The sequence below is a fragment of the Paraburkholderia sp. BL23I1N1 genome, assembly GCF_003610295.1.
In the GTDB taxonomy this organism is placed as follows: Bacteria; Pseudomonadota; Gammaproteobacteria; order Burkholderiales; family Burkholderiaceae; genus Paraburkholderia.
Window position 1 is genome coordinate 3,173,587 of sequence record NZ_RAPV01000001.1, and the last position, 18,287, is coordinate 3,191,873.

11 protein-coding genes are annotated in these 18,287 nt (G+C 61.4%); 1 reads left to right on the forward strand and 10 read right to left on the reverse strand.

The features are described from left to right. Window positions 1-139: 139 nt before the first annotated feature. The 7 genes from B0G76_RS14830 to B0G76_RS14860 all read right to left on the reverse strand — a co-directional run bounded on the left by B0G76_RS14830 (window position 140) and on the right by B0G76_RS14860 (window position 7,902). Window positions 140-2,881: a TonB-dependent receptor gene (locus B0G76_RS14830; RefSeq protein ID WP_120293256.1), complete on the reverse strand. Its 2,742-nt coding sequence runs from the start codon at window positions 2,879-2,881 to the stop codon at window positions 140-142. 383 nt (window positions 2,882-3,264) lie between these two features. Beyond that, window positions 3,265-3,840 carry a helix-turn-helix domain-containing protein gene (locus B0G76_RS14835; RefSeq protein ID WP_120293258.1) on the reverse strand — a complete coding sequence of 192 codons (576 nt, stop codon included), beginning with the start codon at window positions 3,838-3,840 and terminating at the stop codon, window positions 3,265-3,267. A 314-nt stretch (window positions 3,841-4,154) separates the two neighbouring features. Next, entirely contained in the window at window positions 4,155-5,360 is a 1,206-nt protein-coding gene (locus B0G76_RS14840) for a lipopolysaccharide assembly protein LapB (protein ID WP_120293260.1), read from the reverse strand. 9 nt (window positions 5,361-5,369) lie between these two features. Then, entirely contained in the window at window positions 5,370-5,801 is a 432-nt protein-coding gene (locus B0G76_RS14845; protein WP_120293262.1) for a biopolymer transporter ExbD, read from the reverse strand. 11 nt (window positions 5,802-5,812) lie between these two features. Then, on the reverse strand, window positions 5,813-6,235 hold the full coding sequence (locus tag B0G76_RS14850; protein WP_120293264.1) for a biopolymer transporter ExbD: 423 nt from the start codon (window positions 6,233-6,235) through the stop codon (window positions 5,813-5,815). Between the two features lie 12 nt (window positions 6,236-6,247). Beyond that, window positions 6,248-7,162 carry a MotA/TolQ/ExbB proton channel family protein gene (locus tag B0G76_RS14855; protein WP_120293266.1) on the reverse strand — a complete coding sequence of 305 codons (915 nt, stop codon included), beginning with the start codon at window positions 7,160-7,162 and terminating at the stop codon, window positions 6,248-6,250. A gap of 77 nt (window positions 7,163-7,239) precedes the next feature. Continuing rightward, window positions 7,240-7,902, reverse strand: coding sequence for an energy transducer TonB (locus tag B0G76_RS14860; protein WP_054043139.1), 663 nt, complete (start codon window positions 7,900-7,902; stop codon window positions 7,240-7,242). A 539-nt stretch (window positions 7,903-8,441) separates the two neighbouring features. On the opposite strand from B0G76_RS14860, the gene B0G76_RS14865 reads away from it, so the two are divergent. Beyond that, window positions 8,442-8,690 carry a hypothetical protein gene (locus tag B0G76_RS14865; RefSeq protein WP_120293268.1) on the forward strand — a complete coding sequence of 83 codons (249 nt, stop codon included), beginning with the start codon at window positions 8,442-8,444 and terminating at the stop codon, window positions 8,688-8,690. A 224-nt stretch (window positions 8,691-8,914) separates the two neighbouring features. Here B0G76_RS14865 and uvrA read toward each other — a convergent pair whose 3' ends face one another. The 3 genes from uvrA to B0G76_RS14880 form a co-directional block, all read right to left on the reverse strand. Beyond that, window positions 8,915-14,800: an excinuclease ABC subunit UvrA gene (uvrA, locus tag B0G76_RS14870; RefSeq protein ID WP_120293270.1), complete on the reverse strand. Its 5,886-nt coding sequence runs from the start codon at window positions 14,798-14,800 to the stop codon at window positions 8,915-8,917. A 368-nt stretch (window positions 14,801-15,168) separates the two neighbouring features. Continuing rightward, window positions 15,169-16,680 (reverse strand): aspartate/glutamate racemase family protein, encoded by a 1,512-nt coding sequence (locus tag B0G76_RS14875; RefSeq protein WP_120293272.1) that lies wholly within the window; start codon window positions 16,678-16,680, stop codon window positions 15,169-15,171. Between the two features lie 223 nt (window positions 16,681-16,903). Beyond that, entirely contained in the window at window positions 16,904-18,217 is a 1,314-nt protein-coding gene (locus tag B0G76_RS14880; RefSeq protein ID WP_120293274.1) for an MFS transporter, read from the reverse strand. Between the last annotated feature and the right edge of the window lie 70 nt (window positions 18,218-18,287).

Genomic DNA, 18,287 nt, shown 5'->3' on the forward strand with positions numbered 1-18,287 from the left:
TTGACTGGCGCACGCTGGCCCATTGCATCGTAAGGCGGCCTGCGCCGCCTTACGATGAGTCGCCGCTTAAAGCACACCGCTCCGGTTCCTTGCGCGAACGGAACCGGAGCGGTTCTTCCATCAGATCAACTGCGGGATATCAGAACTTGTACGTTGCGCCGATCTGCGCGAAACGGCCAATGTACGTGTATATCGACTGGTCGTACCCATTCTGATCCAACGTGCCATTCGCAAAGATCGGATCGTACGGCGGCGTACGGTTGAAGATGTTGTCGATGCCGCCGTAGATCGTCCAGTGCTTGAAGCCCGTGTACGTCATCATCAGGTTGAACTGGCTGTACGATCCCACTTTGCTCGGCCCGGAGGGATTCAGATTCTGCGCGTACGGACCCGTGAACTGCCACGTCAACGCTGCGTCAAACTTGTGGTACGTCCAGTCCAGGGTGGTGTTGCCTTTCCAGCGCGGGAAGCTGCCGCCGAACGGTTGCGTGAGGGTGAAGTTGTTACCCGCACCGTTGATCGGCGAGGAACCCAGGAAGCCGAGCTTGAAGCTGTTCACATAGGCCCAGTCAGCCGACAAGGTGAACGTACCGGCGGTCGTCGTCGGCAGCGCCTGGCGGAACGTGCCTTCGAAACCGTTGGTGTCGAGATAGCCGAGGTTCTGATACGGAATGACCTTGTACAGCACGTCGCCCGTTGTCGGATCGGTGGCAACCTGTGTAGGCGAGCCCTGGCCGATCACGTTATCGACGCGAATCTTGTACCAGTCAAAGCCGACATCGGTTGTGCGGGTCGGTGACAACTGGAAGCCGATGTTGAAGTTGCGCGTACGCTCCGGCGCCAGGTTCGGATTACCCTCTGTGATCGAGGTGTAGTTCAGGCCGGTGTTCGGATCCACCTGGATCCCCAGCGTTTGCGATTTGCTGTTTTCGACGAACGTCGGCGCACGGAAACCGCGGTCGTACGAGGTGTACAACGTCAGCGCCTGAACCGGCTGATAGCGCAGCGCGAAGCGCGGCGAGAACGCACCGCCCACATCGCTGTAGTGGTCGTAACGCCCCGACTGGCTGAAGGTCAGGTTGTGCACAATCGGAATGTCCACCTGGTAATACACGGCCGCTACGTTGCGCTGGCCGTTCACGGTCTGGAGATTCGGATTGATCACCAGGCCCTGTTCGAATGCAGCACCCGGCGTGAGCACTTCGCTCTGGTGCGTGAACTGCGCACCGAACCCGAGACCCACGTCGCCCGCCGGCAGATGGAACAACTCCGGCGTCGACAACGTCGCGTCAACGGTATCGAGCTTCGAGATACCCAGGTTGTTCGCATCCATGTACAGCCCGTTGAATGCATTGGGCGTGGCCGACGGATTCGCGAAGTTCAGCGTCCCGTTCTGGTAAATGTTGTTCAGTACGTCTGAGTTGATCTGGTTCGTGTAGGTGTTCGCAACCGTGCTTTGCGAGTGGCTGATCGACGTTGCCCAATCCCATTCACCGTTCGGCAGGTTGAACGAACCCTTGATGCCCGTGGACGCGCGCCAGTACGTGGCATCCGTCTTTTCCGCAATCGTGTTCGGGAAAGCATAGGTGAGTGGTGTGGCAACCCCGAACGGGTTGTACGGGTTGCTCGCCGGCACCACCGTGTTGAACGGGGTAAGCAGCTTCGTCTGCGGATTCAGCACCAGGGTCGGATTCTGCGGATTGCCGACCACGTTGCCCCACAGACCGTCGTTGGTGGTGGTCGAGTTTCTGCTGATCAGGAAGTCCCCGAATGCCGTGGTCGTATCGTTGATCTTGAAGTCAGCGTGAATCTTCGCGTTCAGACGCTCGGTCATCGGCGCGATGGATGTGCCTTCCGCGGTATTGAAAGCGCAGATCGTGCCCGCCTTGCCGGCAGTCAGCGAATTGGTGGCTGCGGGACGCACCGAGCCGCCGGACGGACAGCCGCTCAAAGCTTGCACGCTGCCGTCGGGCATATTCCAGTACGACGGCGCGAGCAGCGAAAGGCCGCCCGGTTGATTGGTGAAATCCTGATTGCGTGTCGAGTCGCGGTCCGCGAGCGTGAAACCGTTCGACTTGTAGTAGCTCGCCGCAGCCGTCACGTTGAAGCGATCGGAGTTGAGATCGCCGAAGCCCCCGAGCGCGCCGAATTTGGTCGTGCCCGCGCCGCCGCCGCCGTTGATGGCGCTGCCATAGCTGCCGTCGAGTTGCAGCCCCTGGAAGTCATGCTTCGTGATGATGTTGACCACGCCAGCGATGGCGTCCGAGCCGTATTGCGACACGGCGCCGGTCTTCACGATTTCGATGCGGTCGATCGAGTTCAGCGGCAGTGTGTTCAGGTCGAAGAAGGAGTCGACGCTGTTTGAGAAGAACGCGAACGGTGCAACACGCTGTCCGTCCACCAGCACCAGCGTGTATTTTTCGCTGAGACCGCGCAGGGCGATACCCGACGCGCCTGCAGCAAAGTTGCCGGACTGGCCTTCGCTCCAGCTATTAGCCGAGTTGGCCGAGGTGTCACGCAGAAAATCGGCGACGGTCGTGGCACCGCTATTCACGATGTCCTTCTGCGAAACCGTCTGAACCTGATTGAAGCCAACCTTGTCTGAACTGCGGATCAGCGACCCGGTCACTTCGAATTTCTTCAGTTGCTGGACGCCTTTACCAGCCGGCGTCGCGGTGTTGTTATCCGCAGCCGGCGTAGCGGCTGCGCCCGACGCCGGAGCTGGCGCCGCCGGCGCGCTTTCCGTTGTCGTCGCACCTGCCGCGGCTCCGGTGGCGGCCGGCTGGCTTTGCGCAAACGCCGGTACGGCGATTGCGGCCGACAACGCCAGTTCAGCCCAGATTATTCTTTTGATGGCCAGCGCCAATGCCCTTTGTTTCATTTTTCCCCTTCCCGCTCGTCAATAAGGCCACAGCTGTGTATGTGAAGAGAGGTCTTGTGAACCTCCCCACTCGATATACGGCGATCTTGCGCCGCGCTCCGTTAAAGCTGACCCGTCCTTCGAATGCCCGGCAAACCGGTCAACAGCACACCGGTTCGCACGGACAAACAGGAAGACGGGACACTTCAGATCCTTCAAATATCGGACTACTTATTTATTACAAACGAAATGCGCAGCGCTTTCTAATTGTTTTCACTTCTACGACTTTTGGCTCTGGCTATCGAGGCAATGCGCTTTCCACCAGATCAATTCCCAGCCAAATATTAAGTAATGCTTACAAATATGAGGAGACCGCTTTCAACGAAAGCACGGAACACTGGCATCTAAAACAATCGTGGCGTGCCCACCCACACGACCACCGCTTCTTCGCGGGCGGTATTGCACCAGGCGTGAGGCACGGTGGACTCGTAATGCGCGGTGTCACCAGCCTGCAATACGAACGTTGTACCTTCTAGCGTGAGCGATATCTGGCCGCTCATTACGTACAGGAACTCTTCCCCTGCATGCGTCGTGACCTCCGACGGGTTCTGCCCCACCGGCATCCTGACGAGAATCACTTCCAGCTTGCTGCCGACTGACAGGTTCGTCAGCCGTCCAAAAATATTCGCGGTTCCGTCGAACCCGAAGTACTTCAGCTCACTTCCCCTGCGTACCGACTTGTCTTCAGTTGGCGTGTCGACGAAGTACTGCACCGTCACACCTAAAGCTCGGGCAATGCCTACTAGCGACGTAATCGAAGGCGTTGCGTGACCTCGTTCCACTTGGGACAAAAAGGGCTTGGAAATTCCCGCGGTTGTTGCCACTTCATCCAGCGTGCGCTTGAGTCGTTGGCGAAGCGCGCGGATTTTGCTTCCTATCGAAACTGCGACCTGTGCCTTGTTATCGAGTGGCAAAACCATAGCAAGACAGAATCCCGTAGTCAAAATTAGTTTGATGAAACTAAACTATGTTTCATTGAGCGCCACATCCTCCCTTAGACACGCACCATATGTCTGCCTGGTTGCCGCCATGAATGGCTCAATCACTGCGATCGCCGCGACACGTTCAACTTTGCCGCGAACCGCGCGATGGTTGCGCACGCAACCACGTCCTCCAATTAGCGAAGGCTCGCGCTCCATACAGTGAGAATGTGCCGCCCGGCACGAAGCACGGGCACCGCTGCGGCACGTCGCAAGATGGATCATTTCGGGAACAGGATGCCGTTATTTCGACACTACTTCGACGCCACCAGCACCCACAAACGGGCAAGGTCGGCCGAACCGTCGGTACCCTTCACCGTGCGGAAGGTTTGCACCGCACGCGCTTTATCGCCCGCCATGTAGTACGCCTCGCCGAGATGCAGTTGGGCCTGGTCCGGGTGATCGATTCCGCCCTTCGCAATCGCGGCGTCCATGGCTGTCAGACCCTGCTTGGCCTGACCCGCGAAGACCTGGTTGAAGGCAATATCGACCGGCGCGATGGGGTTCGCGGGATCGGCTGCCGCTTGCGCGCGTTTCGCGGCGAGCGCCTGCAACCGCTTCTCGCGATCCGCTTGCGCATCGTGGCCCAGAACGCCTGACGCAAAGCCCTGATCGATGACCTGTTTGCCTTCGGCGGTGGTGCCGGCCACGATCGCGAGCTGGGTCATCTCCATGTAATCGTCGGCGGTGCTGAGCGAGCCGGTCACACGGCGCAGGCGGTACGTGTCGATATCGAGCGCCGACGAATAGCCAGGCTTGCTGCGAATCGCATTGAACAGGTCATCCCAATACGACTGCTTCGGATGATAGGCAACCAGCTTTTCGAGCGTGCTGCGGTACGTCGCGTCGTCCTTCACACGTTGCGCGCATGTGCCGAGCAATTGCAGTTGCGACTCGTCGGGGGCATGACCGGCACGCGCTTGCGCATCGACGCCTGGCTTGAGCAGGGTCACCACGTTGCCGCAATCGTTTGACAGGTAGTAAGACTGCACAAGCAGCACACGCATGTCAGGATCGCCGCCGCCTGCCTTCAGATAGCGTTGCGCAACCTTTGCTGACTGCGCGTAGTTTTTCTGCTGGAAGTAGATGCCCGCGAGCGCCGCCGTGGTGCGTTGCTCGTCAGCGCCGGTCAGGTGTCCTGAACCCAGCAGGTTTTCATAAGCCTGGGCGGCCACGCCGGATTCACCGGCCGCCACGGCCGCCGCACCGCGCATCTCCTGAACCATATAGCTTTCATAGGGCGTTTTGCCCGGCACGGCGTCGGCTTGATCGATCTTCGCCAACGCATCCTTGTACTTGTGCGCGCGATACAGATCCTGCGCGGCGTTCAGCGGCTTCGCCACATCCGGCCGCAAGGTATCCGCGGCTTGAGACGTGACAGGCAGCACGACGAGCGCGGACAGCCCTCCGATAGCGGCCGCAATGACGGCGCGCTTGAAGCGTTGATGGATCGTTAGCATTCCACTTCCCTATTGCATGTACTGCTCGTTGCCGATCAGACCGATTTTTCTCGCACCCAGCCGTTGTGCGGACGCCATCACCGCCGCAACGTCCTTGTACGGCACCAGCTTGTTAGGTCGCAGATGAATTTCCGCCTGAACCGGTTCGGCCGCCACCTGCGCAAGCCTGGACTCGAGCGCCGCGCGATCCGGCACCGGCTGACCATTCCAGGTCGTGGTGCCGTCGAAGTCGATATCTATCTGCACCACTTCCGGCTGCGTGATCGGCGGCGGCGGATTGCCGATCGGCAAGTTCATCTTGATGGCATGCGTCTGGATCGGAATCGTGATGATCAACATGATCAGCAACACCAGCATCACGTCGATCAGTGGCGTGGTGTTGATATCGACCATCACATCCGGTTCGGAACTGCCACCGCCCGAAGATACGTTCATGCCCATAATCGCCTCCGCTAGCCGCCGCGCGCGGGCGGCTCAGTAATAAACGAAACCTTCGCGATACCGGCGCGCTCACACTCGGTAATGACCCGGCCGATGAATTCATAACGTGCGCTCTGGTCACCGCGAACATGCACTTCCGGTTGCGGCGTCATGACCGACACGGTTTTAAGGCGTGCCAGCAGCGTCGGTCCGTCCACCTGCTTCTCGTTCCAGAAGAAATCGCCGTCGTGGTTGACCGCGATGACGATACTTTTGGGCGTGGTTTGCAGCGGCTGGATCGTCTCCTTCGGCAGTTGCACCGGCACCGTATGCGTCACCACCGGAATCGTGATCAGAAAGATGATCAGCAGAACCAGCATCACATCGACGAGCGGCGTGGTGTTGATACTGGAGATGACCTCGTCGCTATCATCCTGCCCAACGCTCATAGCCATGACGGACTCCGCTTATTGGGCCAGCGAGGTTTCGCGAGCCGTGGCGCGCGTCGAGCGCCGGCTGCCGGCGAGCAGGACAGTGTGCAGTTGTGCGCCGAACGCACGAACACGCTCCATCACCGACTTGTTGCGGCGAACCAGGAAGTTGTAGCCGAGCACCGCCGGCACGGCCACCGCAAGGCCGATTGCGGTCATGATCAGCGCCTCGCCCACCGGGCCCGCGACCTTGTCGATCGAAGCCTGTCCGGCGATACCGATTGCCGTCAGCGCGTGATAAATCCCCCACACCGTACCGAACAGACCGACGAACGGCGCCGTGGAACCGACCGTGCCGAGGAAGGCCAGACCGTCCTGCAGACGATTCGACACGTTGGTGATGGCACGCTCGACCGACGCATCGATCCACGTGTTGCGGTCGACGGCTTCGAGCAGTGCTTCGTCATGATGCTCGCCCGCCTCGATGGCCGTTTCGGCAATGAAGCGGAACGGCGAGGCTTCGTCGAGTCGCTTCGCGCCTTCGACCAGCGACGGTGCGCTCCACAGTTGTTCGTCGGCACTCTTCGCACGACGGTTCGCACGGAACTGCTCGAGGAACTTGGTGATCATGATGTACCAGCTGCCCATCGACATGAGCACCAGCAGAATCAGCACGAAGCGGGCGACGAAGTCGCCGTTCTTCCAGAGCGCGCCGAGGCCGTACGGGTTATTGACGGTTTCGGATGTGGCCGGCGCCGGCGGCGGCGTCGCTTCGTCAGCAGCCGGGGCGGCCGTTTGCGGTGCGGCGGTAGCGGTGGTGGCAGCGGCGGCAGCCGACGCGGTAGCGTCGCTAGCTTGCGCGTGGGCCATGTGCGGTGCCACAAAGGTATCCACCGTGGTTACGGCGAACAACATGGTTGCCGCCAATGCGGCGAGAGTACGCTTCTTCATGCCTGCTCCAAGTTCATTAGTACAACTTCTAAACCAAGACTGATAAATCGCTACCGGTACCGAACAGCCCGTGTGTTTCAGTTCAGGTTAAACGAGAACGGAACTTGCACACGGACAGCCTGGCCTTGGGAAACGCACGTGAACTGCTTGACTGCGTTAAACGCAGCGCGATCGAGTGAGGAATCGTCCGCCGACTTGGCAACGCGTTCATTCGTAATATGGCCCTGCGGATCGACTACGAATTCAATCAGCACATCACCCGTCACGTTGTTCTCCTGCGCTTCCTTCGGGTAGCGAATCGACGAACGGACCTGATCCGAATTCGGGCACACAACCCCAACTTCAGCGCTCACGGGCTTGCTCGGCGCGGGCGGTGCCGGCGGTGCGGGCGCCACGGCCGGTGCCGACACGACTGGTGCGGCCTGGTGCGTGATCGTCGGTTGGGGCGGTGTTTGCACCTGCACTTCCGGCGGCGGCACGAATGGCGGCGGCGGCGGTGCGAACTTCGGCGGCGGCAATTGCACGGTGGGCAATGGCGGCGGCGGAGGCGGTTTGACCGGCTCGATGATCTTCGTTTCGATAGGATGCTGGATGACCTGCACGACCTTGGTGGCAAGGCCATTGATAAGTGCGTAGATCAGCACGATGTGCAGAAGCAGAACAACCGCGATACCGCCGAAGCGGCGTACTGGGTTTTGCTGCTTGCGCCCAAACTCACGCGGGCGCCCTGGCCTTTCCATACGGGCCGTTGCTGCCGGAAATTGCCCTTCGACTTTCGTACCCACCTTTACTCCTCCGGCGTGAACCGTTCATTTCTGTATCTGCGGCGCGCTTACATACGGCAACAACGTTCACTTCTGACAATCAGACTCACCATCCATGGCCTTGATTTGCAGTCCAAAATTTATGCTGTAAGGCCCAACCCTGGTGCGATGGCACGGGTACGACAGTGAGACGTCACAACGGCGTTTTATCCTGGCCGGACGTCAATCTAAGTAGAACTACTAATATATTAAATTCGATCCACCAATTCCATCTGGCATGAGCAGCGGAAGACAATTTGATCGAAGCACGCTTCAGTTCGTGAACTTTTTGCGCGATTGTCACCGGCATTTCATGGGAGGCAACAATAGCAGGACAAAAAATGCGGGGTCAAACTTTTTTTGATGGCAGCATACTAAGTTTAGAGAGAACACTCTAACTAATGCTGTATTCGCGTCGCTTTAAAAGCATAAGCGTGTTTCGAGCAGATGCGAGCGCGCCTTTGGCGGCTCGCTAAGTGGGACGCAGCCGCTATCGCGGCCTTCCGTGGTACGCCCTGAACTGCTGGCGGATCACTGGCGGCATAACGCGCAAAAGCCTGACGGACGGGCCTTTCGCGATAGTTGCATGGCAACTTGGGCGGACCGCGGACAGCACGTTTGACGTGATGATCGAGTGGCGGCCAGAGGCCGGCATCAAGGGCGGGAAGATAGCAGAAGAAAAACAGCGCTTCAAAAGCTTTTTCGCGGTATTTACGACACACTAAATCCGCATTTCAATTACGTCATTTATATTATTACAAAAGCATTCTAAATAATTACATATTGCCGACGCCACCGGTAATGCCCGGCTTTGCCTGCCGGGCACCTCGACAACACGTTCTTCGCATTCGAGTAGCAACTGACTCCGAGTAACCGGGGGGGGGCGCGACTCACCAGGCTGAACGACCAAGACGGCGCGGCGCGCAGTGCGTTGCGCCGCTCCGCTGTCTCAGCCGTTAGTTCCTTCACCCTCGACCACCCTCGTGTCGTTTTGCGTTCGAGCGAGCACGGAACGCAACGCCGCACCGGTGTGGCTGGCGGCGACGCGAGACAATCCTTCGGGGTCCGTAGCGGCGACAATCGTACCGCCACCCACGCCCCCTTCCGGACCGAGGTCGATGATCCAGTCTGCCTCGGCGATCACGTCGAGATCGTGCTCGATAACAACCACGCTATGGCCGCCGTCTGCGAGACGATGCAGGACGCGAATCAGCTTGGCGACGTCCGCCATATGCAAGCCGACAGTCGGTTCGTCCAGCACGTACAGCGTATGAGGCGGCTTCTGACCACGCCGCGTGATGTCGTCACGCACCTTGCTCAACTCGGTGACGAGCTTGATACGCTGCGCTTCGCCACCCGACAACGTAGGCGACGGCTGCCCCAGCGTGAGATAGCCGAGCCCGACATCTTTCATCAATTGCAATGGATGCGCGATGTTCGAAATCGGCGCGAAGAACTCGACGGCCTCATCGATTTCCATGGTCAGCACGTCGCCGATATTCTTGCCTCGCCACGTAACCGCGAGCGTCTCCGGGTTGAAGCGCTGCCCGTGGCAAACGTCGCACGGCACCTTCACGTCCGGCAGGAAACTCATGCCGATAGTGCGCACGCCCTGGCCTTCGCATGCGGGGCAACGTCCTTCGCCCGTGTTGAACGAAAAACGCGATGCGGTATAGCCACGCGCCCGCGCTTCGAGCGTGCCGGCGAACAACTTGCGAATCGCGTCCCACACGCCGATGTAGGTGGCCGGACAGGAGCGCGGTGTTTTGCCGATCGGTGTCTGATCGACTTCGAGCACACGGTCGATGGTTTCCCAACCGCTGATCGAATCGCACCCCTGCCACGCATGCGTGACGTTCAGCGGCGCACGTGGCGCTGTGCGCGCCAACACGCTCGAACGCCGGTTCGCCGCCGGTTGGGTTTCGGCCGCCGCACGCGCACGCCGCGTGGCCGGCGACGACAGCACCGAGCGCCCCACCGCATCCAGCAAATTGGCCATCAGCACGTCGCGGGCGAGCGTCGACTTGCCCGAACCGCTCACCCCCGTCACCGCCACCAGCCGCGACAGCGGAATACCGACGGTGACGTTCTGCAGGTTGTGCAGCTTGCCGCCATTCACCGTCAGCCAGTTCTCCGGCACCGCGGCCGCGCGTTTGGTCGGCGCAACCACCTCACGGCGCGGCTGCAACGGATGCACGATCGGATTGGCGAGAAACTGCCCGGTCAGCGAATCGGGCTGCGCCGACAGATCGGCCACGCTGCCCTGTGCGATCAGCGTGCCGCCGCGCTTGCCCGCGCCCGGTCCAATATCGATGATGTGATCAGCACGCCGAATCGTGTCCTCGTCATGCTCGACCACCACTAGCGTATTGCCCTTTTCTCCAAGCTTGCGCAAGGCGTTGAGCAGAATCTGATTGTCGCGCGGATGCAGGCCGATGGTCGGTTCGTCGAGCACGTAGCACACGCCTTGCAGGTTACTGCCCAGTTGCGCGGCGAGCCGGATGCGCTGCGCTTCGCCGCCCGACAGGCTCGGCGCCGCGCGATCGAGACTCAGATAACCGAGCCCGACTTCCTCCAGAAATTGCAGGCGGCTGCCAATTTCGCTGACCACGTCGCGCGCGATTTCCGCGTCCCGACCGGTCATCGCCAGCGCGTCGACCCACGCGCGCGTGTCCGACACCGTCCATTGCGCGACGTCGACAATCGCCTGATCGCCGAACCTGACCGCGCGCGCGGTTCGGTTCAGACGCGTACCGGCGCAATCCGCACACGGCTCGTCGACGAGACCTTCCGGCTCCTGCTCCTCGGAAGGCAAGCTCTGCTCGCGGCCGCGGTTGTCGTCGACGATGATCGTGTCGTCGTACGCCGCGCGTTGTTCGCGCGTCAGCGCGAGGCCCGTGCCGACGCAGGTCGTGCACCAGCCATGCTTGCTGTTGTACGAGAACATGCGCGGGTCGAGTTCGGGATAGCTCGTGCCGCATACCGGACAGGCGCGCTTGGTGGACAGCACCTTCACCGTGCCGAGTTTCGCCGTAGTATGGCCACCGCTGATCGCGTCGTGCAAACCGTCGAGCGGCGCCAGCAGATGCATGACGCCCTTGCCGATTTCCAGCGTCTGGTCGAGCGCCTGGCGCAGTGCGACTTCGTTATCCAGCGACACGACGAGGTCGGTCACCGGCAACTCGATCGTGTGCTCGCGGAAGCGATCGAGCTTCGGCCACGGGTCCACCGGCACGAACTCGCCGTCCACCCGCAGATGCGTATTGCCACGCGCTTTCGCCCACTTGGCGAGATCGGTATAGACACCCTTGCGGTTCACGACCAGCGGCGCGAGGAAACCGACATGCTGCCCCTTGTGATCGCGCAGCAATTGCGCCGCAATCGATTCGACGCTTTGCGACGTGACCGGCGTGCCGTCGTGGATGCAATGTTGCAAGCCGAGCTTCACATACAACAAGCGCAGGAAGTGCCAGACTTCAGACGTGGTCGCCACGGTACTTTTGCGGCCGCCGCGCGACAAACGCTGTTCGATCGCGACGGTAGGCGGAATGCCGTACACCGCGTCGACCTCGGGCCGCCCGGCCGGTTGCACGATGGAACGTGCGTACGCGTTGAGCGATTCGAGGTAACGGCGCTGCCCTTCGTGAAACAGAATGTCGAAGGCCAGCGTGGACTTGCCCGAACCGGACACACCGGTAATCACGTTGAATTTGCCGTGCGGGATGTCCACGTCCAGCGCTTTCAGATTGTGTTCGCGCGCATTGACGATGCGCACCACATCTTCGCCTTCGATTGCCCGCCGTGCACGCGCAGCGCTCAAGGCCTTTTGCAGCGGAATGCCCTGCGACGCCGGTTCCGCCGCCGCGTTCATGGCGCGGTCGTATTGCAGCAGCGCCTCGCCGGTGTGCGATCCCGCGCAAAGTTTGACGTCTTCCGGCGTGCCCGCACACAGCACCCTGCCGCCGCCATCGCCGCCTTCAGGGCCGAGGTCGATCAGCCAGTCGGCTGCACGGATCACGTCGAGATTGTGTTCGATCACGATCAGTGAATGTCCGCTCGCCAGCAGTTTGCTGAACGCCTGCATCAGCTTGGCGATGTCGTCGAAATGCAGGCCGGTGGTCGGTTCGTCGAACATGAACAGGCGTTTTGCGACCGGCTGCTTCGCGCTGCGCGCGGTGCGCGCCTGGGCCGATTCCGCAAGGAAACCGGCAAGCTTGAGCCGCTGCGCTTCGCCGCCGGATAGTGTGGGCACCGGCTGGCCCAGCTTCACGTATTCGAGACCCACGTCGACGATCGGCTGCAGCACACGCAATACTTCGGCATCCTTCTCGAAGTAGGCGGTGGCTTCGCTCACCGTCAATTCCAGCACGTCCGCAATACTCAACGCACGCGCCGGCACGCCGCGCTCGATTTTCACTTCGAGCAGTTCCGCGCGATAACGGCGGCCGTCGCAATCCGGGCAGCGCAGGTAGACGTCGCTCAGGAACTGCATTTCGATGTGTTCGAAGCCCGAACCGCCACAGGTCGGGCAACGCCCGTCGCCGGAGTTGAAGCTGAACATGCCAGGGCCGTAACCGCGTTGCTGCGCGAGCGGCGCCTTGGCGAAGAGCTTGCGGATTTCGTCGAATGCGCCGACGTAGCTGGCCGGATTCGAGCGCGCGGTCTTGCCGATCGGCGACTGGTCGACGAAGACCACGTCGGTGACCTGGTCGGCACCGGTCAGGCTCCTGAATGCGCCGGGCGATTCGGTGGCGAGACCGAAGTGCCGCGCCATGGCCGGATACAAAACGTCCTGCAGCAAGGTGGATTTGCCGGAGCCCGACACGCCTGTCACGCAGACAAGCCGCTGCAGCGGAATCTCGACGGTAACGTCGCGCAGATTATGTTCGGTCGCGCCCTCGAGCACAATACGCGGCGTGCTGTCATCCACCGGACGTTGCGACCAGTGCGCCGCGTCCGCCACATGCCGGCGCCCGCCCAGGTACTCGCCGGTCAGCGTGCCGGACGAGCGAATTGCCTCGGGCGCGCCGTCGTAAATAATTGAGCCGCCCCGCTCGCCCGGCCCCGGGCCCATGTCGATCAAACGATCCGCCGCGAGCATCACGGAGGGATCATGCTCGACCACCACCAGCGTATTGCCCGCGTCGCGCAGCCGATGCATCGCCTCCACGATCCGGTTCAGATCGCGCGGATGCAGGCCGATGCTCGGCTCGTCGAGCACGAACAGCGTTTTGGTCAGCGAGGTGCCGAGCGCCGTGGTCAGGTTGATCCGCTGAACCTCGCCGCCCGACAACGTGCGGCTTTGCCGGTCGAGCGTCAGATAGCCGAGGCCGACATCACATAGATATTTAAGCCGCGTACGCACCTCAGCGAGCAACCGCTTGAGTGCGTCGTCGAGCAGTGCGCTCGGCAGGTTGATCTCGTCGAAGAAACGCCGGATACGCTCGATCGGCATCAGCATCAGATCGTGCACGGTCAGGCCCGGCAAGGCTTCAAGTTGAGCGCGTTTCCACTCAATGCCACGTGGCATGAAGCGCTTTTCGGGCGCCAGCACCTCGTCCGCATTCTGCTTGCTGCCGAGGCGCCACAACAGCGATTCCGTTTTCAGACGCGCGCCGCCACAGGTCTCGCACGGCGTATAGCTGCGGTACTTCGACAGCAGCACGCGGATGTGCATCTTGTACGCTTTCGATTCGAGATACTCGAAGAAGCGTTTGACACCGTACCAATGGCTTTGCCACTTGCCGTTCCAGTCCGGCGAACCGTTGATGACCCAGTCGCGCTCGGCGTCAGTCAGCTCGCCCCAAGGCGTGCCACGGCGAATATCGGCTTTCGCCGCGTAGCGCATCAGGTCGTCCTGGCATTCTTTCCAGGCCGGCGTTTGCATCGGCTTGATCGCGCCGTCGCGAAGCGTCTTGCGCGCGTCGGGAATCACCAGACCGAGGTCGACGCCAATCACGCGGCCGAAACCTCGGCAAACTTCGCACGCACCGTAAGCCGAATTGAACGAGAACAGCGCCGGCTGCGGATCCGCGTAGCGAAGGTCGCTCTCGGGGCTGTGCAAACCGGTGGAGAAACGCCAGATTTGCGGCTCGGCTTCTTTGGCCTCCGGTGCCTCTGGCGCTGCGGGCAGCACGTAAATATTGACGCGGCCGCCACCACGCTTGAGCGATGCCTCAATGGCTTCGACCACCCGCTGCTTGTCCACCGAACTCAAACGGAAGCGGTCGGCCACCACGTCGAGCAGCTTGCGCTTGCCGGTGGGCGAGTCGACCTCGCGCTGCGCCTGCACACGCGTATAACCGCTCGCGGAGAGCCATTGCTCCACTTCCTGCTCGGACGCCGTCTCCGGTAACTCGACCGGGAACGTGACGACCAGCCGCGGATCGTGCTCCGCGGTGCGCTTGAGCAGTTTGGCGTAGATCGTCTCGGGCGTGTCGTGGCGCACCTGCTGCGCGGTCTTGCGGTCGAACAGTTCGGCCGCGCGCGCGTAAAGCAGCTTCAGGTGATCGTTGAGCTCCGTCATGGTGCCGACGGTGGAGCGCGAACTGCGCACCGGGTTGGTCTGGTCGATCGCGATGGCGGGCGGTACGCCGTCGACCCGGTCGACTTGCGGCCGGTCCATGCGGTCGAGAAACTGCCGGGCGTAGGCGCTGAAGGTTTCGACGTAGCGCCGCTGCCCTTCCGCGTACAAGGTGTCGAACACGAGGCTCGATTTGCCGGACCCGGACGGACCGGTGACGACCGTCATTTCGCCGGTTCGTACATCGAGATCGACGTTCTTCAGGTTGTGCTGGCGCGCGCCGCGAATGCGGATAATTCCGTTAGATGCCAATTTTTCCGACCGTCTGAATGAGTGGACCACCTCTCACGGACGCCTCGCGACCGCGCAAGTTCGGGATACCCGGCTGACGGAACGACACGCCAAAGGCCGGGCTGCAGGGGGATACTATACTGTATATTTATACAGTTTTCCATGACGCGGCACGGTTGCACTTTCGCAGCGTCTCGGGTCTGAAACAGCGACGCCGAGGGCGCCCCGATCAGCCGACCAGCAAGCGATGTGCCGTTTCAGAGGAGCCGCGCAGCCTTGAGGAAATGGCGGCGGAGAGGGGGAATTACAAGGTTTTTCTGCGCAGCGCAGCGTGGCGGCGCACCGCGCGCAAGCCGGAATCAGCCGGATCTGATCGGATCTGACCGCCCTTAGCCGAAAACGCTTTCCACGTTGAACCGGCCCATCGCCGGCGCCGCCGGTTCAGCAGCGGCCTGCGTCGCTCCGCTTTCGCCCAGCGCATAAGCCACGCAGCGTTTTGCCAACACCTCGGTCGGATCGACAAGCCGCACCGTCGGCCCACCTGGCCGCGCCAGCGTCGAAGCGCGCAACAGCAACGGCAACTCGGTACAGCCCAGCACGATCACCCGCACGCCTTGCGCGACGAGGTCGTCCACCGCAGCGGCGAGGTCGTCACAGCACTCGCCCGACGTGTAGCCCGCCTTGGCGCCGGCCGGCCCATAAATCGCATTCATGAGCCGCGCCTGGGCGGCCGCGGCCGGCGCGAACTGCACGAAGCCGCATGCGTCGAGCACCTTCTCGTAGACGCGGCTTGCCAGTGTGCCCGACGTGGCCAGCACACCGACTTCGCGCAAGCTCGGGAAAGCTTCGCGCAGATAATCGGCGGTACAGGTCAGCATATTGACGATCGGAATGGTCAACGAAGGCTGAATCCGCTCGACGAACGCATGCGCCGTATTGCACGGAATCGCGATGAGATCGGCACCGCCCTCCTCGAGCGTCTTGCAGGCAGCGTAAAGCGCGAGTGTAGGATCGTCGCCGTTGCCGAGCAGCGCTTCAGTGCGATCCGGAATCTGTGGATTCTGCTCGACCATCACCTTGATGTGGTCCTGATCGCGCGCGGCCGGCGTATTACGCACCAGTTTCGCCATGAAATCGACCGTCGCCGCCGGGCCGACACCGCCGAGCACGCCCACCTTGAAACGCCGCTCCGGCTGCGAATATTGCGCCGCCGCGACATAGCGCGCGTAGACCAGATTGGTATCGACAAACGGCACTTCCAGCGTGCCGAGTGCGCGCGCCACCAGGGGGATTTCGGCGAGGCCGGGCACAATGATCTCCGCACCTTGCGCAATGAGGTCCGCGCAAGCGGCGCGTAGCAATTCAACTGGCCGGCCATACAGATGCCCGCATTTGATGCCCTCTACGCCGTACACAGCACTCGTTACGCGATCCATGCCCTCTTCATTTCGCGGATGCAGCACGTTGAACTGCGCACTGTCGAAATAGCGCTCGAAAAGGCCGTTGGAGCGAATCGTGCTGGAAGTCAGCACGCCGATACGGCGGACCGACGGAAAAGCCTGCCGCACGTGCGCCGAGAGCGCAGCCATGATGTTGGCGATCGGCAACGCCACGTTCGCCGAGAGTTCGTCTATGAAAGTGTGACTGAGGAAGCACGGCAAGACGATCGCGTCGACACCGCGTTTCTCGAAGGCGCGAATCGTGTCGAATACATGGATCTTGAAGAGCGAACTCGCTGTGCCTGGCGAAGCCGGTCCTTGCCACGCCTGTTGCTCGAGGACGAAGTCGAACGGCTTGGCGGCGCCGGGCCAGCGCCAGGCCACGCTCATTCTGCTCAACACGTCGACACCGGCGAGCGGCGACGCGCCCGTCACCACACCCAGCGAACGATGACGATACATGATGGCTTTCCCCTGTCGTTTTTTCAGTTCGCCTTGATATTAGGATGCTTTCGGGGATTCAGGATGTTGTTAATCACGAAATAGCGGGTTTATGCCTGGCTGAGTGCGCTTACTGAATGTTTTCCTGCGGCGACGCCTGTCCGCGTTTTGTAATGGGTTGATTGGCGTTGCCCTTGTTCGGGGCATACGGACAAACAGGCGTCACATGGCAACGCGCCTGAACCTAGGCCGCTTCGACGACCCCTCGCGCCGTGCCTCGCTTGCGGCGCTCCAGCGTGCCGATGCAAATCAGCGAAACCCCAGCGAGGCAGCTATAGAACACGGCCAACGGCCACCATGCGCCCGGATATCGATGCGCGAGCAACGTCCCGATCAAAGGCGTCAACCCGCCGGCCAATGCGGCGCATACCTGATAAGACAAAGAAATAGCCGAGTACCGGACTCTCACCGGGAATGCCGTCGACATAAACCCGGCCATCACCGCATAAGAACTCGACATGCACATCACCGCCAGCGCAATGCCGAACACAATCGCCACCGGCCGCCCGGTCGATACCAGCGCGAACATCGGATAAGGCGAAAGCATCGCCAACGCCGCCGCGCCCTTCAAAAACCTTCCGGTACCGACCCGTTGCGCAAACCATCCTGAACCCAGTTGCGTGAACAACTGAATGAACGCCACCACGAACAGGCAATCGAGAATCAGCGAACGGTCGAGTCCAAGCGTCTGCGTCGTGTAATTCAGCATGAACGTATTGACGAACCAGGCACCGGCCACGCCAATCACATTAGCACCGAGACACAACAACACCGTGCGCCACGCGTCGCGCACAACTTCAGCGACCGGCAACGACGCCACCCGCCGTTGCGCTTTCAGCGCCTTGAATTCGGGCGATTCGTCGACACCCGCGCGGATCAGCAAACCCACCACCAGCAACACCGCGCTGGCGAGAAACGGCAGACGCCAGCCCCAGCCGAAAAACGCCTCCTTGTCCATCGACGCCACTGCGCGAAACGCAAGCAGCGACAGGATCAATCCCGCCGGACTGCCAAGCTGCGCGAACGAAGCGAAGAAAGTACGCCGTCCCTGCGGCGCATGTTCGCTTGCCATCAGCACCGCGCCGCCCCACTCGCCGCCAATCGCGATGCCTTGCGCCACGCGCAGCAGCACCAGCAACGCCGGCGCCCAGACGCCAGCACTCGCATACGTCGGCAGGAAACCGATGCCGACCGTGCCGACGCCCATGATCGCCAGCGTCGCGACGAGCGCCTTCTTGCGGCCGATGCGGTCGCCCAGGTGGCCGAACACGAGGCCACCGAACGGTCGCGCAAAAAAGCCCACCGCGAAGGTGCCGAACGAAGCCAGCGTAGCGAAGAACGGGTCGCTGCCGGGAAAGAACAGCTTGCCGAAAATCAGCGCGGATGCGGTGGCGTAGATATAAAAGTCGTACCACTCGATCGTGGTGCCTACAAATGCCGCTGCTGCGGCACGGGTGGGTTGCCGCCCTGCGGCGAGGTTGTCTGACTCGCGATTCATGTGCTTCGTCTCCAAGGTCGTTCTTCTGGATGGCGCAGCTTCTGCGTGCCGTCGCCGGAAAACCGCCTGC